The 20,987-nt window shown below is 72.3% G+C and carries 20 protein-coding genes; 13 read left to right on the plus strand and 7 right to left on the minus strand.

All coding sequences use genetic code 11. From position 1 onward, the window contains the following. Positions 1-33: 33 nt before the first annotated feature. Positions 34-1,122 carry a DUF6397 family protein gene (locus ACFWRT_RS03680; protein ID WP_380951088.1) on the minus strand — a complete coding sequence of 363 codons (1,089 nt, stop codon included), beginning with the start codon at positions 1,120-1,122 and terminating at the stop codon, positions 34-36. A gap of 129 nt (positions 1,123-1,251) precedes the next feature. Then, a complete protein-coding gene (locus tag ACFWRT_RS03685; RefSeq protein WP_380951087.1) occupies positions 1,252-1,665 on the minus strand; it encodes a roadblock/LC7 domain-containing protein in 414 nt (137 codons plus the stop codon). A 140-nt stretch (positions 1,666-1,805) separates the two neighbouring features. Between ACFWRT_RS03685 and ACFWRT_RS03690 the strand changes: the two genes are divergently transcribed. Next, on the plus strand, positions 1,806-2,234 hold the full coding sequence (locus tag ACFWRT_RS03690; protein WP_380951086.1) for a PPOX class F420-dependent oxidoreductase: 429 nt from the start codon (positions 1,806-1,808) through the stop codon (positions 2,232-2,234). Between the two features lie 25 nt (positions 2,235-2,259). Here the strand turns inward: ACFWRT_RS03690 and ACFWRT_RS03695 are convergent, their stop codons facing one another. Beyond that, positions 2,260-2,880: a GTP-binding protein gene (locus ACFWRT_RS03695; RefSeq protein ID WP_380951085.1), complete on the minus strand. Its 621-nt coding sequence runs from the start codon at positions 2,878-2,880 to the stop codon at positions 2,260-2,262. 268 nt (positions 2,881-3,148) lie between these two features. Here ACFWRT_RS03695 and ACFWRT_RS03700 point away from each other — a divergent pair, with 268 nt between their 5' ends. The 5 genes from ACFWRT_RS03700 (at position 3,149) to ACFWRT_RS03720 (ending at position 7,872) form a co-directional block, all read left to right on the plus strand. Further along, a complete protein-coding gene (locus tag ACFWRT_RS03700) occupies positions 3,149-3,514 on the plus strand; it encodes an ArsR/SmtB family transcription factor (protein WP_380951084.1) in 366 nt (121 codons plus the stop codon). Then, on the plus strand, positions 3,498-6,170 hold the full coding sequence (gene mgtA, locus ACFWRT_RS03705) for a magnesium-translocating P-type ATPase (RefSeq protein WP_380951083.1): 2,673 nt from the start codon (positions 3,498-3,500) through the stop codon (positions 6,168-6,170). The genes ACFWRT_RS03700 and mgtA overlap by 17 nt, the downstream gene beginning before the upstream one ends. A 91-nt stretch (positions 6,171-6,261) precedes the next feature. Beyond that, the gene (gene tatA, locus ACFWRT_RS03710) at positions 6,262-6,426 is read left to right on the plus strand and encodes a Sec-independent protein translocase subunit TatA (RefSeq protein WP_018512828.1); all 165 of its coding nucleotides are present in this window, start codon (positions 6,262-6,264) and stop codon (positions 6,424-6,426) included. A 227-nt stretch (positions 6,427-6,653) separates the two neighbouring features. Next, complete coding sequence (locus ACFWRT_RS03715) at positions 6,654-7,229, plus strand: TerD family protein (RefSeq protein ID WP_380951081.1); 576 nt, start codon at positions 6,654-6,656, stop codon at positions 7,227-7,229. A gap of 43 nt (positions 7,230-7,272) precedes the next feature. After that, positions 7,273-7,872, plus strand: a complete 600-nt coding sequence (locus ACFWRT_RS03720; protein WP_380951080.1) for a class I SAM-dependent methyltransferase — start codon at positions 7,273-7,275, stop codon at positions 7,870-7,872. A 71-nt stretch (positions 7,873-7,943) separates the two neighbouring features. On the opposite strand, the gene ACFWRT_RS03725 is transcribed toward ACFWRT_RS03720, so the two are convergent. Then, positions 7,944-8,723: an alpha/beta fold hydrolase gene (locus ACFWRT_RS03725; RefSeq protein ID WP_380951079.1), complete on the minus strand. Its 780-nt coding sequence runs from the start codon at positions 8,721-8,723 to the stop codon at positions 7,944-7,946. 128 nt (positions 8,724-8,851) lie between these two features. On the opposite strand from ACFWRT_RS03725, the gene ACFWRT_RS03730 reads away from it, so the two are divergent. After that, positions 8,852-9,382, plus strand: a complete 531-nt coding sequence (locus tag ACFWRT_RS03730; RefSeq protein ID WP_380951077.1) for a PadR family transcriptional regulator — start codon at positions 8,852-8,854, stop codon at positions 9,380-9,382. Here the strand turns inward: ACFWRT_RS03730 and ACFWRT_RS03735 are convergent. Beyond that, positions 9,362-10,270 (minus strand): oxygenase MpaB family protein, encoded by a 909-nt coding sequence (locus ACFWRT_RS03735; protein ID WP_380951076.1) that lies wholly within the window; start codon positions 10,268-10,270, stop codon positions 9,362-9,364. The two genes, ACFWRT_RS03730 and ACFWRT_RS03735, sit on opposite strands and share 21 nt — an antisense overlap. A 237-nt stretch (positions 10,271-10,507) precedes the next feature. Here ACFWRT_RS03735 and ACFWRT_RS03740 point away from each other — a divergent pair, with 237 nt between their 5' ends. Continuing rightward, the gene (locus ACFWRT_RS03740) at positions 10,508-11,368 is read left to right on the plus strand and encodes a hypothetical protein (protein WP_380951075.1); all 861 of its coding nucleotides are present in this window, start codon (positions 10,508-10,510) and stop codon (positions 11,366-11,368) included. A 19-nt stretch (positions 11,369-11,387) separates the two neighbouring features. Here ACFWRT_RS03740 and ACFWRT_RS03745 read toward each other — a convergent pair whose 3' ends face one another. Beyond that, the gene (locus ACFWRT_RS03745) at positions 11,388-11,570 is read right to left on the minus strand and encodes a hypothetical protein (RefSeq protein ID WP_018512835.1); all 183 of its coding nucleotides are present in this window, start codon (positions 11,568-11,570) and stop codon (positions 11,388-11,390) included. Between the two features lie 128 nt (positions 11,571-11,698). Next, the gene (locus ACFWRT_RS03750) at positions 11,699-12,760 is read right to left on the minus strand and encodes an acyl-CoA desaturase (RefSeq protein ID WP_380951074.1); all 1,062 of its coding nucleotides are present in this window, start codon (positions 12,758-12,760) and stop codon (positions 11,699-11,701) included. 257 nt (positions 12,761-13,017) lie between these two features. On the opposite strand from ACFWRT_RS03750, the gene ACFWRT_RS03755 reads away from it, so the two are divergent. The 5 genes from ACFWRT_RS03755 to exaC all read left to right on the plus strand — a co-directional run bounded on the left by ACFWRT_RS03755 (position 13,018) and on the right by exaC (position 20,987). Continuing rightward, entirely contained in the window at positions 13,018-15,948 is a 2,931-nt protein-coding gene (locus tag ACFWRT_RS03755) for a DEAD/DEAH box helicase (protein ID WP_380951073.1), read from the plus strand. Next, positions 15,945-17,261, plus strand: coding sequence for an SWIM zinc finger family protein (locus ACFWRT_RS03760; protein ID WP_380951071.1), 1,317 nt, complete (start codon positions 15,945-15,947; stop codon positions 17,259-17,261). Before ACFWRT_RS03755 ends, ACFWRT_RS03760 begins: the two co-directional genes overlap by 4 nt. 127 nt (positions 17,262-17,388) lie before the next feature. Continuing rightward, the gene (locus ACFWRT_RS03765) at positions 17,389-17,970 is read left to right on the plus strand and encodes an N-acetylmuramoyl-L-alanine amidase (RefSeq protein ID WP_380951070.1); all 582 of its coding nucleotides are present in this window, start codon (positions 17,389-17,391) and stop codon (positions 17,968-17,970) included. Positions 17,971-18,060: 90 nt separating this feature from the next. Then, on the plus strand, positions 18,061-19,407 hold the full coding sequence (locus tag ACFWRT_RS03770) for a GAF domain-containing protein (RefSeq protein ID WP_380951069.1): 1,347 nt from the start codon (positions 18,061-18,063) through the stop codon (positions 19,405-19,407). Positions 19,408-19,463: 56 nt separating this feature from the next. Then, the gene (exaC, locus tag ACFWRT_RS03775; RefSeq protein ID WP_380951067.1) at positions 19,464-20,987 is read left to right on the plus strand and encodes an acetaldehyde dehydrogenase ExaC; all 1,524 of its coding nucleotides are present in this window, start codon (positions 19,464-19,466) and stop codon (positions 20,985-20,987) included.

Consider the following 20,987-nt stretch of genomic DNA (forward strand, 5'->3'; position numbering starts at 1 on the left):
TGATGCAGGACTCGAACGCCCGTCCGCGAATGGCTATCCGTCGCTCCGCCGGCGCCATCCCAGCCGGGCCAGCAGCCGTTTTCCGCCAGGCTCCCGCACACCGGAGGACGTTTCCTCTGCGGAGGACGCCAGGGGCGGCGCCGTCTCCACGACGGGCAGGGCCTGTGGTGGAGCCACCCGGGAGGTGGAGTCCGGGGCCGGCGCCATCCGCGCCCCGGGGTCGTCGCCTGGATGTGGGGCCGGCCGTTCCTCACGGGCCAGGTCCAGACCGAGCGTCAGGTTGATCCGCCGCCAGAGGATCTCGTCGGGATCGTCCGCCAGCATCAGCTCCCCCATGGTCTCCTTGGCTGCCACGGAACCCGGCCGTCCGAAGACGGGCTCCGGCCTGACCCGGGCGAGATAGGCGCGCTCATACGGGTCCTCCACCACCTCCGCCAGATGCGCGGAGTCCAGTGCGGACGCCTCGACCGCCGCTCGCGCCCAGGGGTCGGTGGTGCGCTTCAGCAGTCGGTCGATGCGCTGACTCCGCCAGTTCCGCGCTCGCCGGTCGCCGCCCGCCTCCAGCAACGTGCGCATCCAGAGAGGCGTGCGGCCGGCGAGCAGCTCGGGTTCCCGCACGGCGAACGAGGCGAGCTCGTCCGCGAGATAGAGCCACACCACCACGCGGTAGCGGTTCAAGTAGAACGTGACCGGTGAGACGCAGCCCGCTCGGGCCAGCCGGGTGAACCGCGCGGGGACGATGCCGAGCAGAGCGGCACCCTCCGCGGTGCCGACGGTGCGGACGCGCTCGCCCAGCCCGTCGGGAAATCCCGGATCTTCGCGCAGCCGCGCGACCTCCCGCTCGTGCACCCGCGGGCGCCCGCCACCGGGACCGGCGGTGACGGCGATCAGCCCCAGGTGCACGGCCAGCTCGAATTCGCTGCGCCTGAGCCCCAGTTCCTGCGCCGCACGGCCGACGGCCACCGTGGCCGGCGTGTCCACCGTGCCCGCCTTGGCCGGCGTGTCCGGTGTGTCCGCTGATGTGCCGGGCGAGGTGTACTCGCCCTCGTCCCGGCTTCCGTCGCCGCCCCGGACTTCGTACGCGCTCCCGGTCCGCGCGCGGACCGCTTCCTTGACCGTCATGGCCGTCCTCCCCGTGAGCCTCGAATACTCTCCGTGATCACGGTAGCCCGGCGGGGTCACTTCCGGTCCGGCCTGTGGATAACTCTCCTTGACGGGAGGAAAGTCCAGTTCAGAAGGGTCTGGAAGGAGTCAGAGGGGTTTCGTGTCATCCGGGTCGCTCTGGCGGACGGATACGCCGAGGTGCTCGCCGACCCGGTTCACGAGCAGGGTCATCTCGTAGGCCACCTGCCCCACATCGGCTTCTGCGGCGGTCAGTACACACAGGCAACTGCCGTCGCCCGCGGCGGTCACGAAGAGTAGCGCCTCGTCGAACTCGACCATGGTCTGGCGGGCCCGCCCCGCCCGGAAGTGCCGCCCCGAACCACGCGCCAGGCTGTGCAGACCTGAGGAGACCGCAGCCAGGTGTTCGGCGTCCTCGCGGGCCAGTCCGGTGCTGGCCCCGGTGACCAGGCCGTCGTTCGACAGCACCAAGGCGTGCCGTATGTACTGCACCCTGCTGGTGAGATCGTCCAGGAGCCAGTCAAGTCCCCGGTCAAGCGCCATCTGCTCGTCCTCCCCGTGCCTTCGTTCCCCGTACCCCGCTACGCGCGTAAGCCTTGCGCACCGCCTCCGTACGGGCAAGCGCCCCCTGCCTCCCGGGGCGTCGCTTCGCGCCACGCGAGCAGCGGGCCCAGGATGGGTCCATGGCACATCACATGACCGATGAAGAGTGGCGGGCCTTCCTTGCCGAGGGCACCCGCACCGCGAAGGTTTCGACCGTGCGGGCCGACGGCAGTCCGCACGTCGCGCCCGTCTGGTTTCTGCTCGACGGCGATTCGCTGGTCTTCAACACCGGCAGAAGCAGTGTGAAAGGCCGCAACCTGGAGCGCGACGGACGGGTCTCCCTGTGTGTCGACGACGACCGGCCACCGTACTCGTTCGCCGTGGTACAGGGGCATGCGGAGCTGAGCGAGGACCCCGAGGAGCTGCTGCGGTGGGCGACGCGGATCGCCGGGCGCTACGTCGGACCGGAAGCCGCCGAGGAGTTCGGCCGGCGCAACGGTGTGGCCGGTGAACTGGTGGTGCGTGTGCGGATCGACAAGGTGATCGCCCTGGCCGGCCTGGCCGACTGAACAGCCGCTCGCCGTCGGCGGGCGGTCAGCCGACGGCGTCGAGGAGCCGGGCGGTGTGCACCCGCCCGGCGTACTCGACCGTACGGATCAGGACGTCTTTCCCGGAGTCCCGGTCGCGCGCGTCGCACAGCACGACGGGAGTGCCCCGGTCCAGGTCGAGGGCGTGCGACACATCGTGGGCCGCGTAGGCGCGCGCCCCGGGGAAGCAGTTGACGGCGATGACGAACGGTATGCGCCGGCGCTCGAAGTAGTCGACGGCGGCGAAACAGTCCTCCAGCCGCCGGGTGTCGGCGAGGACGACCGCCGCCAGCGCGCCTTCGGACAGCTCGTCCCAGAGGAACCGGAAGCGGTCCTGCCCCGGGGTGCCGAACAGGTACAGGGACAGACCGGCGTGGATGGTAATACGGCCGAAATCCATCGCTACGGTCGAGGCGGTCTTCCGCGCCACCCCTTCCGTGTCGTCCACTCCGCGCCCGGCCGCGCTGAGGGGTTCCTCGGTCCGCAGCGGCCGGATGTCGCTGACCGCGCCGACCAGGGTCGTCTTCCCGGCTCCGAATCCGCCCGCCACCAGGATCTTCAGGGCCATCGTGTCGTCCCCTTGGGCGTCGTGCGTGCTGTGCGCGTTTCCGACGTGCTCAAAGGACATCGATCACTTCTCCTGCGAGAGATTCTCCTGCGAATGAGCCGCACACCTCCGGCGAAGCCCGGTCCGGCCGTTCGGACATCGCCTCCGACGTCGCTCCGATCGATCGGGCATCGCCGTCGGGACAGCATGGCAACCGTCTGTACGGCCCGAGAGGGTTGATCGTTCTTGATCGATGCGGACCTCGCCTGCGCACTCCTGCCGTATCTCGCCGCTGTATGACGCGGCCTCTACACTGGTTTCTTTCGGTCGCGGCAGGGAGAGAGCAAGCGTGTCGACAGGTACCGGCGGCGGTTTCCAGGATCCGCCCGCCGAGGTGCTCGCCGAGGCCGCCGCCGCGTTCGGGCTCCTGGCGACACCGGCGAGGCTGCACATCGTGTGGGCGCTGGCCCAGGGCGAGAGCGATGTGACGGGCCTCGCCGAGCGGGTGGGCGGCACCCTCCCCTCAATCAGCCAGCACCTGACCAAGCTCAAGTTGGCCGGGCTCGTGCGTTCGCGGCGTGAGGGCCGCCGGCAGGTCTATCTGGTCGACGACCCCGACGTGGTGACGGTCGTCCGGCTCATGATCGGCCAGCTCGCCGAGCGCGCGGGCCACCCGGCCCAGGTCCCCGTCCGCCTGCGTGAACTCGGTGCCTGAGAGCAGCGCAGCGGCGGGATCCGGCCGGACCACCCCCGCCGCACCCACCCCGGTGCCCCCGCTCCCGGCCGTCGGTGCGTCCGTGCCGGAGTCCGTGAGGACCTCCCTCCAGATACTGCGCTCGCTGGAGAGCGGACCGCGCGGCCTGGTGGAGGCGCATGCCGAGGAGCGGCTCGCCCGGTTCGGCGAGAACGTGCTGCCCGCCTGGCGGCCGGTTCCCTGGCCCCGGCGTTTCGTCCGCAGTCTCCGGGACCCCTTCACCTCCGTACTCCTCTGTCTGGGGCTCGTCTCCGCCGTCGTCTCCGCCTGGGGCACGGCCTGCGTGATCCTGGCCCTGGTCGCGGTCAGCTGCCTGCTGCGCTCGACCGAGGAGCACCGTGCCGACCGTTCGACGGCGGCGCTCAGGGAGCTGGTGGCGACCACGGCGACCGTCGTGCGCCGGACCTCGGCGGATGCGCTTCCGCGGGAGCGAGAGATTCCGGTGGCCGACCTCGTACCCGGCGATGTGATCCGGCTGGGGCCGGGCGACCTCGTACCGGCGGATGTGCAGGTGCTGCGGGCCAGTGGGCTCACGGTGCACCAGTCGGCCCTGACCGGGGAGTCGGCGCCGGTGGCGAAACATCCCCTCGACGCACCGGACCCCGCGATCGCCGGGGCCGGGCCCTTCGCGCAGCCGCAACTGTGCTTTCAAGGCAGCAGCGTGACGTCCGGCAGCGGTACGGCGGTGATCACGGCCACCGGCGGGGCGACCCGGTTCGCCGCCGCGTACGACGGCCGGGCCCGGCAGCGGGGTGCCAGCGCCTTCGACCGGTCGGTGCAGGGCATCTCCTGGACGCTGATCCGGTTCATGCTGCTGACCCCGCCGCTGGTACTGATGGCCAACGCGGCGCTGCGGGGCCGGGGCCTGGAGACGCTGCCGTTCGCCGTCGCCGTCGCCGTGGGGCTCACGCCCGAGATGCTGCCCGTCATCGTCACGACGGCGCTCGCACGGGGTGCGGCCCGACTCGCCCGCACCAGCGGAGTCATCGTCAAACGGCTGCCCGCCCTGCACGATCTGGGCGCCGTCGACGTGCTGTGCCTGGACAAGACGGGAACGCTGACCGAGGACCGGCCCGTCGTCGAGACGGCGGTCGACGGTTCGGACCTGCCCGATCCCGGCGTTCTGCGATGGGCGGCGCTCAGCGCGCTGTGGACGCTCCACCTGGCGGAGCTGCCGGCGCCGGACGCCCTGGACGAGGCGGTGCTGGACGCCGCGGAGGCGGAGCTTCTGGAGGCTTCGACGTACGAGGGGGTGACCGCGCTGCCCTTCGATCCGGTGCGGCGGGTGGCGACCGCGGTGCTCCGGCGGCCGGGCCGGCTCGGCGTCCACACACTGGTGACCAAGGGGGCCGTCGAGGCGGTTCTCGAACGGTGCGCGCTGGACGGGGACGAGCGGGAGCGGCTGCTCGCCCTCGCCGCCCGCAAGGCGGAGTCGGGGCTGCGCCTGCTGGCCGTGGCCCGGGCCGACCGACCGGCCCGGCATGGCGCCTACAGTCCGGCGGACGAGCGCGGTCTGACCTTCGTGGGCCTGGTCGCGCTGCGGGACGTGCCCGCGCCGAGCGCCGCCGACGCCCTCGACGTACTGGCCCGGCGGGGCGTGACCGTCAAGGTGCTGACCGGCGACCACCCGGGTACGGCGGCCCGCGCCTGCGAGGACCTGGGCCTGCGCACGGACGCGGCGGGCGGGTTCGGCGACGTGGTGACGGTCGAGCTGGTGGACACCCTGTCGGACGCCGAGCTGGCGCGGGTCGCGGACCGGGCGACCGTGTTCGCACGCTGCACCCCTGAGCACAAGGCCCGGATCGTCTCGGCGCTGCGGGCCGCCGGGCACACCACCGGGTTCCTCGGTGACGGCGTCAACGATCTGCCCGCCCTGCACGCGGCCGATGTCGGTATCTGTCCGCGCAACGCGGTCGATGTGGCGCGCGAGGCGGCCGACGTCGTGCTGGCGGAGAAGGACCTCACCGCGATCGACCGGGCGGTGCTGGCGGGGCGGCACAGCAGCGGCAACATCGCCACCTATCTGCGCATCACCCTCTCCTCCAACCTGGGCAATGTCATCGCCATGCTGACGGCCGGGCTGATGCTGCCCTTCCTCCCCATGCTCCCGGCACAGGTACTGGTGCAGAACCTCTGCTTCGACGCAGCGCAGCTCGCCTTCGCGTTCGACCGCCCGGGCGCGTCCGCCCTGCGGCGGCCCGCGGTTCTGTGCTCACGTGACTTCCTCCGCTTCATCACCGGTTTCGGACTGCTCAACGCCGCCGCCGACCTCGCCACCTTCGGGGTCCTGGCCCTCGCCCTCCACAGCGCGGCCGGGACCGACGGCGAGGCCGCCTTCCACGCCGGCTGGTTCACCGAGAACCTGCTGACCCAGGCCCTCGTCATGGTCCTGCTCCGGACCGGTCGCAGCGCCGCCGAACGGCGGGCGGGAGGACCTCTGCGGGTGGTTGCGGCCGGACTCGCGGTGGTCGGCGTCCTGCTCCCCCTGACCCCGCTGGGCCCCTTGCTGGGGATAAGTGCCCTGCCGCCGCTCTACTACCTGCTGCTCGGTTCGGTGCTGAGCCTGTACGCGGTGGGGCTCACTGCGGCACGGAGGCGTTACGAGCAGCGCCACTGAGGGGGTGGCCGTCCGGCCCTCGGGCGACACTTGTACAGTTGCGCAATGCGGCAACTGTTGTCGCGTGGACGGAGAGAGGGGCGGGACCAGAATGTTGCGCAACGGCCTGGAGCCCTGGCACCTGTTGATCCTGGCCGTCGTGGTGATCGTGCTCTTCGGCTCGAAGAAGCTGCCCGACACCGCCCGCGCCCTGGGGAAGTCGGTGCGCATCCTCAAGAGTGAGGCGAAGGCCATGAAGGACGACGAAGCGCGCTGACCCCGCCTCGGGGCGGGAGGTCCGGCGGCCCGGACCGGGCGCTCGGCGACGGATCGTTTCACGGCCGCCGCTCATTTCAGGGCTTGCGCAATCCGGGAACCCTGAAGGCCGCGTGGGGCGTTCGTACCAGTAGCGTCCATATGTAGTGACAACGAAGCAGCACGGATCGCAGGATCAAGGGATCGACCGATCAGACGTGCGGACCGACGGAACACTGGAGGACATTCATGGGTGTGAGCCTGGCGAAGGGCGGCAACGTCTCCCTGTCGAAGGAGGCCCCCGGCCTGACGGCCGTGACGGTCGGCCTCGGCTGGGACGTACGGACCACCACCGGGGCCGATCACGACCTGGATGCCAGTGCGCTGCTGTGCTCCGCCGCGGGCAAGGTCCTCTCCGACGCCCACTTCGTCTTCTACAACAACCTCAACAGCCCCGACGGCTCCGTCCGCCACACCGGTGACAACCTGACGGGCGAGGGCGAGGGCGACGACGAGTCGGTCGAGGTCGACCTGGCCTCGGTCCCCACGGAGATCGCGAAGATCGTGTTCCCGGTCTCCATCCATGACGCCCAGAGCCGGGGCCAGAGTTTCGGCCAGGTGCGGAACGCGTTCATCCGCGTGGTGAACCGGGCCAACGGTGTCGAGCTGGCCCGCTACGACCTGAGCGAGGACGCCTCGACCGAGACCGCGATGGTCTTCGGTGAGCTGTACCGGCACGGCGCGGAGTGGAAGTTCCGCGCCGTCGGCCAGGGGTACGCCTCGGGGCTCGCCGGTATCGCGTCCGACTACGGCGTCAACGTCTGAGCAGGGCGTTCCGTCCGGGCGCCGACTGCGCGATCATGTCCGCATGGCCGATGACCACACTCATGTCCTGGACTTCTTCACCCCGCGCGCGGCCGGCTGGGACAGCCGGTTTCCCGACGACGGCCCGGCCTATGCCGCCGCGGCCGGTCTGCTCGGGCTGCGGCCGGGGGATGCCGTGCTCGACGCGGGTTGCGGTACGGGCCGGGCGCTCCCGGCCCTGCGGGCCGTGGTCGGTCCGCGCGGCACCGTGCTGGGCGCCGACCTGACGCCCGCCATGCTGGAGGCGGCCGTGCGGGCGGGGCGAGCGGAGAGCGGCACGCTGATCCGGGCCGATGTCGCGCGGCTGCCGCTGCGTGACGGGGCGTTGGACGCGGTGTTCGGGGCCGGGCTGATCTCGCATCTGGCCCGCCCCGAGGCCGATACGGCGGAGCTCGCCCGGGTGGTGCGGCCCGGCGGGGTGCTGGCCCTGTTCCACCCGATCGGCCGCGCCGCCCTGGCCGCACGGCACGGGCGCACCGTCACCGATGACGACCTGCGGGCCGAGCCCAGGCTGCGGGCCCTGCTGGCCGGTTCGGGTTGGCGGCTGGACTCCTACACCGACGAGGACGACCGGTTCCTCGCCCTCGCCGTACGTCAATCCTGACGGACCACGGTCCCGGGCCCGTTACCGTACGCACGCTCTGTCAGCGGTACGGGGCCCGGCGCCCCACAGCCTCACACGGTGCCGCCCGCGACGGCGGCCACCAGCACATCAGGGCGGTCGAACATGACGTTGTGCCCGGCACCGGTCGCCTGGATGACGCGCACCCCGGAGGCCACCAGCTCGGCGGCGCCGGGCAGTTCGCCGCTCAGCGTCCCCTGGAGGAAGCTCCGCTCCGCCGGTGACTCCATCAGCATCCGCCGGACGCTCGGGGCGGTACCCCGCACCAGTCCGGTGGCCGAGCGGTGCAGGGCCAGGGGGTCCGCCAGGCGCATGGTCGCCGCCCAGATGGCACCGAACCGCCCCAGGACCTCGGCGAAGCCGCCGCCCCGGACGAACTCCTCCTCCGAATAAGCGGCGATGGAGCTGCTGGCGGCGGTCCGCGACGGAGCCGGGTCGAGGTTCGCCTCCGTGAGGACCAGACCCGAGACGAGGTCGGGGCGCCGGTGGGCGAGGACGACGGACACCGCGCCGCCCATGCTGTGCCCGACGATACGGGCACCGTGGACACCCGCCGCGTCGAGGGCCGTGGCGAGCGCGTCGGCGTGGTCCTCCAGCGTGTAACCGAAGTCGGCGGGACAATCGCTGATGCCGTGTCCAGGGAGGTCGACGAAGAGCGACCGGCGGCCGGACAGTGCAGGGTGGGCCGCCACATGGGCGTGGTAGACCGCCGACATCGCGCCGAGCCCGTGCACATAGACGGTGGCCGCCCCCTCGCCGCCGCCTCTCCCGCTCCCGGCCGCCTCGGTCCATCTGATCCGGCTGCCCTGCCCGTCGAACTCAGCCTCGTACACCGCGATCTTCCTTCCTCTCCCGCCACCGGTCGCCCCGTGCGGCATCGGTCCGGCTCCGCCGTCGAGCCGCGAACATACATCGACATCGAGGTACTACGCCACCGGGGTATAGGCGATAGGATGCGGGCATGCTGGAACTCGCCATCCTCGGATTCCTCTGCGACACCCCACTGCACGGCTATGAGCTGCGCAAACGCCTCACGGCGCTGATCGGGCACGTACGCCCGGTCCCGGAGAGCACGCTCTACCCGGCGATCAGGCGGCTGGAGAAGGCGGGGCTGCTGGCCCGGGAGACGCAACCGGGCGCCACAGCGGCACCGCGGCAGGTACTGACGCTCACCGGGGCGGGCCGGGCGGAGCTGCGCGACCGGCTGGCCTCCCCGGAGCGCGCGGACATCACCGACGAGAACCGGTGGTTCGTCCTGCTGGCCTTCCTCCGGCACCTTCCGGAGCCCTCGGCGCAGGCGGAGGTGCTGCGGCGGCGGCTGGTGTTCCTGGAGGAACCGGCGAGCTTCTTCTACGACGGCGACCGGCCGCTGCGCGCCGAGGAGTTGGAGGACCCCTTCCGCAGAGGCGTCCTCACCATCGCGCGAGCGACCGGGGAAGCGGAACTCCGATGGCTGCGGACCACCCTCACGTCACTCGACGGGCGCCTCTGACGGCGGCCGGTGACCGGGAGCCGGGCAGCCACGGACGCCCGGTGTGGGGAACGTGCCGAGCGCGGCGACCTCGTAGCCGTCCGGGTAGCCCTTGATCTCGGGGTTCTGGCGCGCGTAGTGCGGCGTGCGCCGGGGCGGCAGGAGCCGGACAGCGCGGGCCCGCAGCCGCAGGGCGCCCCGGGTCAGCCCACGGGCCACGGCTCCCGGGCGCTCGTAGCGGAACGCCCGCAGCAAGGAGTCGTCGAGGAGCGCGAGGCTGGCGCCCCGGACCAGCGGGGCGAGCGGTGCCGGGTACCAGGAGGCCATGAGCGCCAGCGTGGCGTCGGAGACCCGACGGGCTCCCGCGTCCCAGCCGAAGTGCTCGCGCTCGTAGGTGTCGAGGGTGCGCTCGAAGTCCTCGTAGCTCTGCGGGACGTCTTTGATCCCCATGCGGGCGCCCAGCGTGCGGTAGTAGGCGGCGAAGGCCCGCAGCTCGTGGTCGGAGAGCCGGCGCCAGCCGTAGTCGTCCAGCCAGCGCTTCGGCGTGACGACGAAGGTGCACAGGACGTACCGCATGTCGTCGTCGCTGATGTCGTAGCCGCGGTGCATCTGGTTGATCCGGCGGACGGCCGTGCGGCCCTCCTCGGTGTCGAATCCGTGCTCCACCACGGTGTCCAGGAGCAGGGCGGTGTCGTCGTACCGCTTCTGCGAACGCTCCGTCAGCTCCGCCGTCTCGTCCAGGAGCCGGCCGATGCTGGGCACGGCATAGGTGCGGTAGAGGGCCAGTTCGAGGGCGCGGGTGATGTCCCAGGGGAACTCGTAGGTGACGGTGAGGCGGTAGATCTCCAGGAAGTCCCGCTCCGGGTCGAGTCGCTGAATCTCCTTCAGCCGGTCGTACCTCTGCACCATGCTCGTCCCCTCGTCCGTCTCGTTCGTCCGGAGTTCCGATGCTACGGGGACCTCCTCCTACGCCCCGGTGCTTCACGGCCACGACGACCCGGTCGAGGGACCGGCGGACCGGGTTCGGCGGTGCCTGCCAGGGCCTCGACGGCGGGGTTACCGAGTAGTTAAGGTGCGCCGACGGACGACGCGAAGCGGCCCGGGGCGACGGGTGGCCGAGCAGGGGCCAGGGACGAGGAGGACACTGTGTCCGGTGCGGACGACGACGACGCGCTGCTGGTGCTGACCGCGATGCTGCTCACTCCTGCCCGGTTCCCGAGCGTGCTGGGCGATGACTACGTGGCGGCGTGCGGCGCGCTCTCCCTCGAACCGTACGAGGAGGGCTACGGTCTCGTCCTCGGGCAGGACGGCGACGGGGCCCGCTGGACGGTGGTCGTCGAAGATGTCTCGGTGGTGGCCGTGGCCATCGCCGCGTGGGACTGCGGCATGGAGCACGACCTCTCCCCCGACGACCGCTCCGTGGTGTGCGCACTGCCCGGCTGGCCGCTGGCCCTGACCGTCGCCGCGCCCGGTGTGCCCGCCCCGCACGACCCGGAGACGGGTGGGGTGGGCCCTGCTCCGTTGACTCCCCCGGACACGGGGTCATGGGGTCCCGCGCAGCGGCGGCTCGGGGCCGACGAGGTCGCGGAGCAGTGGGCACGGTGGCGGGAGCAGATTGACGACGCGCAGTTCGTCCGGCCGGGCGGCGAGCCGCCCGGAAAAGCAGAGAACGGTGAGCCGGGAGACGGGGGCACCGCCGTCGAGGGGGACGCGGAGCCCGGTGCCGCTGCGACCGGTCAGCACCCCGGCGTACGACGGGCCCTGGCAGAGGCCCTCGCCTACACGAGGACTCCGCCACCGCCCGGCCGGATCCGCTCCGGCTTCGCCACGGCCGACGCACGCACCCTGCGGGTCGACGGCCCGGGTTGGTCGATGGTCGCCAGGACCGACGACATAGCGCTGTTCCTCCTGGACGAGGAGCCTGGCGAGGTGCTGCCCGTCGGCCGTGGGCCCGCACTGCCCGGTCTGCTGAAGGCTCTGGACGCACTGGCTCCGCATTCGGCGTGACCGCGATGCGGAGCCGGGCTCAGCGGCCGATCTGCTTGCGGTTGATCCTGCGGAGCCTGCTTCGCTGGGACGGGTCCAGCAGCAGATAGCCCGCGACGGGGACACCGATCACCACCAGCAGGGCCCACCAGAATCCGAGCAGGGCCCACAGGGCGACCCCGGCCACCACCCCCGCGACAGCGACCTTCGCACCGTTCGACATGGTTCACGCCTCCTTCGCGGCCGGCGCCGCTTCTGTCCTGTCAACGCGTCCATACGTCCTTACGTTCCCCCGCGCACCTCCCCCTGTCATCCCGTGACCGCACGCCCTGCCCCTCTCCGTGGAGCCCGTCATCGCAGCGGCTCACCGACCTCGCGCATATGGGCCAGCGCCTGCCGGTAGGACTCGACGAGTCCGGTTTCCGCGTACGGCATACCGATGCTCCTGCAGTACTCCTTGACCAAGGGCTGGGCCAGCCGCAGGTGGGGCCGGGGCATGCTCGGGAACAGATGGTGCTCGATCTGGTAGTTCAGCCCGCCGAGGAACCAGTCGGTGAGGAGCGCGCCACGCACATTGCGTGAGGTCAGGACCTGACGCTCCAGGTGGCCCCAGCGGTCCCCGTCCGGGTCGGGCATCTCCATGCCCTTGTGGTTCGGGGCGAAGGCCATTCCCAGGTGAAGTCCGAACAGCGCGTGCAGCAGCAGGGCGAAGACGAGGGCCTTGGCCGGTGACAGGACGGTCAGCAGCAGGGTCGTGTACAGCGCGAGGTGCGCGGTCATCAGCAGGGCCGACACCGCACGCTCCCGGGGCGGCTGGTGGCGCAGGAACCGGAACCCGTAGATCTTCAGGGCTATGCCCTCCAGCAGGAGCATCGGGAAGAACAGCCGGGCCTGGTTGCGGGTCAGCCGGCGGGCGAATCCTTCGCGCCGCGCCGCCTGCTTCTGGGTCCAGACCAGGGCGCCGACGCCGACATCGGGGTCCTTGTCGACATGGTTGGGGTTGGCATGGTGGCGTACATGCTTGTCGTTCCACCATGCCTCGTTCATCCCGAGGAGCAGGTTGGCGTGGACCAGGCCGATCAGCCTGCTCGCCCTGCGGTCACCGGATATCTGGGAATGGCCCGCGTCATGGGCGATGAAGGCCGTCCGGGTCCACACGACCGCAAGCGGAAGGGCGAGGAACAGGCTCCACCAGGTGTCGCCCAGCAGAACGAAGGCGTCGATCACCCCGCCCAGGGCCGTCAGGTTGGCGGTGATACTGATCGCGTACCGCCCGGTGCGTCGTTCGAGGAGGCCCTGCCCCTTCACCGCACGCAGCAGAGGGGCGAAATCACTGCCGACGGCCGGGAGGCCGGTCCGTTCCGAACTGCTGCCACCGGCGGGATCCGCAGCGGTGGCTGTTGCCTGGGACATGAGGTCTCCGGTCTCTCCGACATAGGCGCTGACCTCGTTGAACGTACGGATCGGAGGCTCTCGGCAGCCATGGCGCCACCACCCCGATCGTCCTGGGGCAGACCCCCGTGTCCCGTGGTGGTGCCAGCCGCACCTCTCGCACGGAAGAGCATGACGAGGTGAGACAGATCACAGACAGGAGCCGCACATCGCGGCTCCGCGTGGAGTACCCTCGGCGACCCCGCCCACTAGTCAAATTTGAGGAATCTGACATCGCTGTGCACCGGCCCCCCGCGGCAACGCCCTCCGAGATCTCAGAGCTGTCCCGCTGCTCCGCGGTGTTCATCCCCGCAGATCCGTCCCGTACCGGCCTGATCGCCTTCTGGAACCCGGACGGTAGCACCCCTCCCGACGCGCCCGGGATCCTGTCGGAGCTCACCGTGGCCGAGGCCGGCCTCCGGCGCCGTACCGTGCCCGGCCTGCACCTTCCCGTACGGGAGGCCCTGCCGGTACTGACCCGGGCGCGGGCCGGCGGCCGGGCCTCCCCCGCGACCGCCTTCTGGGGCGCCGCCGCGCTGCTCGGCCTGCAGTTCGTCGCCCGCGGCCTCCTGCTGCCCGGCCTGAGCCCCGCCGACCAGGACACCTGGCGGGTCGGGCCGTTGGGCGCCGGGGACCTGGAGCGGATCCGGGAGCTCGCGGCGTCGATGCCGCCCACCGCCCACGCGACCCCGCTGGAGACCGGTGCGCCGGTGGACGGGCCGCTGCTGCTGCCCGACCCGGAGCGGCTGCTGCGGGCGTTCCTGGACGCGGTGGCGGACGGGCTGCCCCGGACGCCCGCCGCCGGATTCGCGGCCGCGAGCCCCGCATTCGCCGCCCGGGAACCGCAGCACCTGCCCCAAGGGCGCTCCTGGGCCGCTGACGTGGCGGCCGGTCACGACGCGGGAGTACGGCTCTCGTTGCGTATCGAGATCACGGAAGCGGCCTCTCCGGCCACCAAAGCCACCGAGGCCACCGCAGACCCTCTTGTTGACGACGCGGCGCCTTCCTTCCGTGCCGTCCTGCAGATCCACAGCGTCAGCGACCCCTCCCTGGTCGCCGATGCGGCCGAGGTCTGGGCGGGCGGCACCCGGAGCGCGGCGGCGTTCGGGCCACGGGCCCGGATGGACGCCCTCCTCGCCCTGCGCCGTGCCGCTCGCGCCTGGCCGCCCCTGGCGCCGCTGCTGTCCGCCGCCGTACCGGACGCGGTGGAGCCGGCCGACGAGGAGATCGCCGAACTGCTGGGGCCCGCCTCGCGCGCCCTGGCCGCCACGGGCGTGCAGGTGCACTGGCCCAAGGAGCTGGCGCGGAAGCTGACCGCCCGCGCGGTGATCGGCCCGGCCGACGGACAGCAGGACGACAGCGGCGAGGAGGGTGGCGGCCGGCGGGGGCGGACCGTCGCGGACACCCCGTCGTTCCTCTCCGCCGACGCCCTGCTCGCGTTCGACTGGCGGTTCGCGCTGGGCGACCGGCAACTGAGCCGCGCGGAGCTGGAGCAGCTCGCGGAGTCCAGCAGACCGATCGTGCGGCTGCGCGACCAGTGGGTCCTCATCGACCCGGAGGAGGCGCGCCGGGCCCGGGAGGCCCATGACCGCAAGGTCACCCCCATCGACGCCCTGGGCGCGGCGCTGACCGGCTCCACCGAGGTGGACGGCCGCCGCGTGGAGGTGGCGGCGACGGGCTGGCTGGAGGGGTTGCGCAAGCGGCTGGCCGATCCGGAGTCCGCGGCTCAGCAGACGATCGGGCAGCCCGAGGCGCTGACCGCGACCCTGCGCGACTACCAGCTGCGCGGTCTGAACTGGCTGAACACCATGACCTCGCTCGGCCTCGGCGCCTGCCTCGCCGACGACATGGGCCTGGGCAAGACGATCACGCTCATCGCCCTGCATCTGCACCGCCAGAGCGACCGCGACGCGTCCGGACCGACGCTGGTGGTCTGTCCGACGTCGCTGATGGGCAACTGGCAGCGGGAGATCGAGAAGTTCGCCCCGGGCACCCCCGTACGCCGTTTCCACGGCGCGTCGCGTTCCCTGGAGGGGCTGGCGGACGGCGAGTTCGTCCTGACGACGTACGGCACGATGCGGCTGGACGCGCCCCGGCTGGCGGCCGCCTCCTGGGGCATGGTCGTCACCGACGAGGCGCAGCACGTGAAGAACCCGCACTCGGCGACGGCCAAGCAGTTGCGCACCATCGGCGCCCGGGCCCGCGTCGCCCTCACCGGCACTCCGGTGGAGAACAACCTCTCCGAGCTGTGGGCGATCCTGGACTGGACGACACCCGGGCTGCTGGGTCGGCTCGGCACCTTCCGTACCCGGTACGCCGCCGCCGTCGAGGGCGGCACGGACCCGGCGGCCGGCGAGCGGCTCGCGGCCCTGGTCCGCCCGTTCCTGCTGCGCCGCCGCAAGTCCGACCCGGGGATCGCCCCGGAGCTGCCGCCGAAGACGGAGACCGACCGGGCGGTCTCGCTGACGGCCGAACAGGCCGGGCTGTACGAGGCGGTGGTCCGCGAGACCCTCGCCGAGATCGCCGGCGCCGACGGGTTCGAGCGGCGGGGGCTCGTGATGAAGCTGCTGACGGCGCTGAAGCAGATCTGCAATCACCCGGCGCAGTACCTGAAGGAGGACCGGCCGCGGATCGCGGACCGGTCGGGGAAGGTCGAGCTGCTGGACGAACTCCTGGACACGATCCTGGCCGAGCAGGGTTCCGTACTGGTGTTCACGCAGTACGTACAGATGGCGCGGCTGCTTGAGGAGCACCTGGCCGAGCGGGGGGTGCGTACGCAGTTCCTGCACGGCGGTACGCCGGTGGCGCGGCGCGAGGAGATGGTGAGCCGGTTCCAGGCGGGCGAGGCTCCGGTGTTCCTGCTGTCCCTCAAGGCGGCGGGGACCGGGCTCAACCTCACCCGGGCCGGTCATGTCGTGCACTTCGACCGGTGGTGGAATCCGGCGGTCGAGGCGCAGGCGACGGACCGGGCGTACCGGATCGGGCAGACGCAGCCCGTCCAGGTGCACCGGCTGATCGCCGAGGGCACCATCGAGGACCGGATCGCGGAGATGCTCGCCCGCAAGCAGGGGCTCGCGGACGCGGTGCTCGGCTCCGGGGAGGCGGCACTGACCGAACTGACCGATGCGGAACTGGCCGATCTGGTCGAGCTGCGAGGGGGCGCGCGATGAGCGACGAAGACGAGTACGGGACGGACGCGGTGGATTCCGGCGGTGGAGCGGAGCGTACGTTCGCGCCGCTGCCTCCTCCGCCGGGCAGGGGTTTCGCCACGTCCTGGTGGGGCCGCGCGTGGCTCCAGGCGCTGGAGGACACCGCGCTGGACGGCCAGCAGCTCAAGAAGGGGCGCCGGCTGGCCCGGGAGGGCGGCGTGGGGGCGGTCTCCGTACGCCCCGGCCGGATCACGGCCGTCGTACGGGACCGGGACGGCACGGGCCACCGGAGCGATGTGCTGCTCCAGGAGCTGGGCGACGAGGCGTGGGACCGCTTCCTGGACATGGCCGTGGAGCGGGCCGGGCACATCGCGGCGCTGCTCGACCGGGAGATGGAGCCGCATCTGGTGGAGGACGCGGCGGGTGCCGGGGTGGATCTGCTGCCCGGCATCGGGGACCTGGAGCCGGAGTGCACCTGCGGCACCTGGGACCACTGCCCCCATACGGGCGCCCTGTGCTACCAGGTGGCGCGGCTGCTGGACGAGGACCCGTTCGTCCTCCTGCTGCTGCGGGGGCGCGGGGAGCGGCGGCTGCTGGACGAGCTCCAGGTCCGCAGCGCCGCCCGTGCGGTGCGCGGTACGGAGGGCGACGCGCCGGAGGAGGCGGGCGGGGAGGCGTACGGCGTCCCGGCCGACGAGGCGTTCGCCGCGGGCTCCATCCTGCCGCCGCTCCCCGTGCCGCCCCCTGTGCCCGAGGAGCCGGGGCAGCCGCCGTCGCTGGACACGGAGGCGGGCCCGCCGTCCGGCATCGACCCGGCGGCGCTGGAGGTCCTGGCCGCCGACAGCGCCGTACGGGCCCACCGGATGCTGCTGGAGGCGCTGGCTCCGGGGCACGGACGGCAGCCGGTTCCGGCGGAGCTGACGCCGGAGCAGGACGCGGTACGGATGGCCGCCGATGCCCGCCCCGAGCCGTGGATCGCCAAGCGGCTGGCCGAGGGGAGCGGCCGGCCGCGTGCCGAGCTGGGGGCGGCGGTGAGCGCCTGGCGCTACGGAGGGGTCGCCGCGCTGGCGGTGCTCGACGAGGAGTGGGACCCGGACGCGGACTCCCTCGCCCGGGCTCGCGCGCTCATCGCGGCGGCCTGGGAGGAGGGTGAGCGGCCGCAGTTGCGGGCGGCGCGGGCCCGCTGGACGGTGGCGGGCGCCGATGTCCAGCTCCGGTACGACCGCGACGGCCGGTGGTGGCCGTACCGCAAGGAGCGCGGCCGCTGGGTGCCCGCGGGACCCGCCGACGACGACCCGGCGAGTGCGCTGGCCGGGGCGTCGGCCGGGGGCTGAGTTCCGTCGACGGGCGTGGGGAACCGGAGCCCTCTTCCGTACGTCATCAGCGGAAGACGGCTTCGGCCTCCTCCTCCTTTTCCTTGCGCGTCACCCTTACAGCGCCCCCGGCACCCATAGGAGTGCGATGCACCGCAGAAGGCTCCTTCAGGGGGCCGCCGTCACCGCCGCGGCGGCGCTGGTTCCGGCGTCGGCACGTGCCGTGACACCTTCGACCGCAGTCGCGGACCATCCGGCGGCTCTCTGGGCACCGGCCCACGGGGCGAACTACACCGTCCCCGCGCACCCTTCGGAGCGCCGGGTCGACCGCGTCGTCATCCACGTGGCCCAGCAGTTGTTCACCCCGACGATCGGCATCTTCCGCGATCCGGCCAAGCAGGTCTCCGCGCACTACGTGGTGCGCTCCGGTGACGGTCATGTCGCGCAGTGCGTACGGGAGAGCGACATCGCCTGGCACGCGGGCAACTGGGACGTCAACGTCCGCAGCATCGGCATCGAGCACGAAGGATGGGTGGACCGGCCGGAGTTCTTCACCGACGTGATGTACCGGCGCTCGGCCCTGCTCACTGCGGCGATCTGCGAGCGGCACGGCCTACCCAAGGACCGGGCGCACATCATCGGCCACCATGAGGTGCCGGGCAGCGACCACACGGACCCCGGCGTGCTCTGGGACTGGGAGCGCTACCTCCGTCTCGTCGACCGCCCCTGAGCCCGCGCCCGTCACCCACCGCAGCCGGGTTGTCGCGGAGGCCGGTGGCGGCGACGATGGGGAGGCAGGACGGCCCGGACGGAGGGCGAGTTGACGGACCCCTGGGTGGCCCTGGCCGCTGATACGGACCCCGGTGAGCGGATGGGCGCGCTGCGCCGCGCGCACGAGGTGTTCACCTCGGCGGGGCGGCTGGAGCGGCCGGTGCGTACGGTGGTCGGCGAGTCGTGGCTCCGCTCGGCCCGGGCCCGGGTCAGCCCGGACGGCGCCCCCGTGGTGGAGTTCGGCGCGGACGAGCTGGGCCCGTACCGCGAGGCGCATCCGCTGGCCCGGGCGATGCCCGTGATCCGGGAACTCATGGGCGCGTACGCGACGGACGGGGAGCACCTGCTGGCCGTCTGCGACGCCCACGGCAGGCTGCTGTGGGTGGAGGGTCACGCGGCGGCCCGGCGCCGGGCGGGGGCGATGAACTTCGTGGAGGGCGCCCGCTGGGCGGAGAGCGTGGCCGGGACCAACGCGCCGGGCACGGCTATCGCGGTCGACCGGCCGGTGCAGGTCTTCGCGGCCGAGCACTTCCTGCGCCCGGTGCAGCAGTGGACGTGCGCGGCGGCCCCGCTCCACGACCCGCACACCGGCCGGGTGCTGGGGGCGGTGGACATCACGGGCGGCGACCGGCTGGCGCACCCGCACAGTCTGGCCTTCGTCCAGGCGGTGGCGCGGGCCGCCGAGTCCCAGCTCGCACTGCTGGCACCGACGGTGGCGGACGGTCATTCGGTGCGGCTGAACGCGCTGGGCCGGGACGAGGCGCTGCTGGTGGCCGGTGACCGCAGGATCCGGCTCAGCAGGCGGCACAGCGAGATCCTCGTCGCCCTGGCCCGCCGCCCGGAGGGGCTGAGCGGGGACGAGCTGCTGATCGAGCTGTACGAGGACGAGTCGGTGCCCCCGGTGACGCTGCGGGCCGAACTCTCCCGCCTCAGAAGGCTGCTGGGCCCGGACCTGCTGCACTCACGCCCGTACCGGCTCGGCGTGCCGGTGGACGCCGACTTCGACACGGTGGCGCGGAGGCTGGGGTCGGGCGCGGTGGCGGCGGCGCTGGGCGCGTACGCGGGCCCGCTGCTCCCGGGTTCGCGCGCCCCCGCCGTCGTACGGCTGCGCCACCGCATCGCGGACGAGCTGCGGGCGGCGCTGATCGCCCGGGGTGATCCGGGGCTCCTGGCCGACTGGGCGTACAGCCCGTGGGGCGAGGACGACCTGGCGGTGTGGCGGGCGCTGGCGGGGGCGGCCCCGGCGGAGCGGCGGGCGGCGCTGCTGGCGAGGGTGCGGGGGCTGGACGCGGAACAGGGGGCTGAGGGGGCCCCGGGCGCTGGTCAGGGTGGGTGCAACCGGCAGCCGGGCGAACGCCCCCGTACCGCAACGGCGTTGCAACGTCCGGCCTCCTAGCCTCGCGCCGAGGGCCGTCCGACGGCGGGCGGCACCGGATCCGGGAGGCCACAGAGATGACCCGTTACACCGCACCAGGCACCGAGGGCGCGATCGTCACGTACGCGTCCCGCTACGACCACTGGATCGGCGGCGCGTACGTCCCGCCGGTCCGGGGCGGGTACTTCGAGAACCCCAGTCCCGTCAACGGCCGCCCCTTCACGGAGATCGCCCGCGGCACCTCCGAGGATGTCGAATTCGCCCTGGACGCGGCGCACGCCGCCGCGCCCGCCTGGGGAGCGACCTCGGCCGGTGACCGGGCGGCCGTCCTGAACCGGATCGCAGACCGGATGGAGGCGCATCTGGAGGAGCTGGCGGTCGCGGAGAGCTGGGAGAACGGAAAGCCGGTGCGCGAGACGCTGGCCGCCGACATCCCGCTGGCCATCGACCACTTCCGCTACTTCGCGGGGGTCCTGCGCGCCCAGGAGGGCTCGCTCAGCGAGCTGGACGAGGACACCGTCGCGTACCACTTCCACGAGCCGCTGGGCGTGGTCGCCCAGATCATCCCGTGGAACTTCCCCATCCTGATGGCCACCTGGAAGCTCGCCCCGGCTCTGGCAGCGGGCAACGCGGTGGTCCTCAAGCCGGCCGAGCAGACCCCGGCCTCCATCCACTTCTGGATGGGCCTGGTGGCCGACCTGCTGCCGCCGGGGATCGTCAACATCGTCAACGGCTTCGGCGAGGAGGCCGGCAAGCCGCTGGCCTCCAGCCCGCGCGTCGCGAAGATCGCGTTCACCGGGGAGACCACGACGGGGCGGCTGATCATGCGTTACGCCTCCGAGAACCTCAAGCCGGTGACGCTGGAGCTCGGCGGCAAGTCGCCGAACATCTTCTTCGACGACGTCTCCCGCAGCGACGACGACTTCCTCGACAAGGCCCTCGAAGGGTTCACCATGTTCGCACTCAACCAGGGCGAGGTGTGCACGTGCCCTTCGCGCGCCCTGATCCAGCGGGGGCACTACGGCGCCTTCCTGGAGGCCGGGATCGCCCGTACGGAGAAGATCCTGCCGGGCGACCCCCTGGACACCGACACGATGATCGGCGCGCAGGCGTCCGACGCCCAGCTCCAGAAGATCCTCTCCTACCTGGAGATCGGCCGACAGGAGGGAGCGAAGATCCTCACGGGCGGCGAGCGCGTCGAGCACGGCGGCGAACTGGCGGGCGGCTACTACGTCCAACCGACGGTCTTCGAGGGCGACAACCGGATGCGGGTCTTCCAGGAGGAGATCTTCGGCCCGGTCGTGGCGGTAGCCTCCTTCACCGACTTCGACGACGCCATCACAACGGCCAACGACACGCTGTACGGCCTCGGGGCCGGTGTGTGGACCCGCGACACCAACACCGCGTACCGGGCGGGCCGCGCGATCAGGGCGGGCCGGGTCTGGACGAACTGCTACCACGCCTACCCGGCGCACGCCGCGTTCGGCGGCTACAAAGAGTCGGGTATCGGCAGGGAGAACCACAAGATGATGCTGGAGCACTACCAGCAGACGAAGAACATTCTTTGTTCTTACAGCCCCCAGAGGCTTGGCTTCTTCTAG

The organism is Streptomyces cyaneofuscatus (genome assembly GCF_042718795.1).
Taxonomy (GTDB): Bacteria; Actinomycetota; Actinomycetes; order Streptomycetales; family Streptomycetaceae; genus Streptomyces; species Streptomyces cyaneofuscatus_A.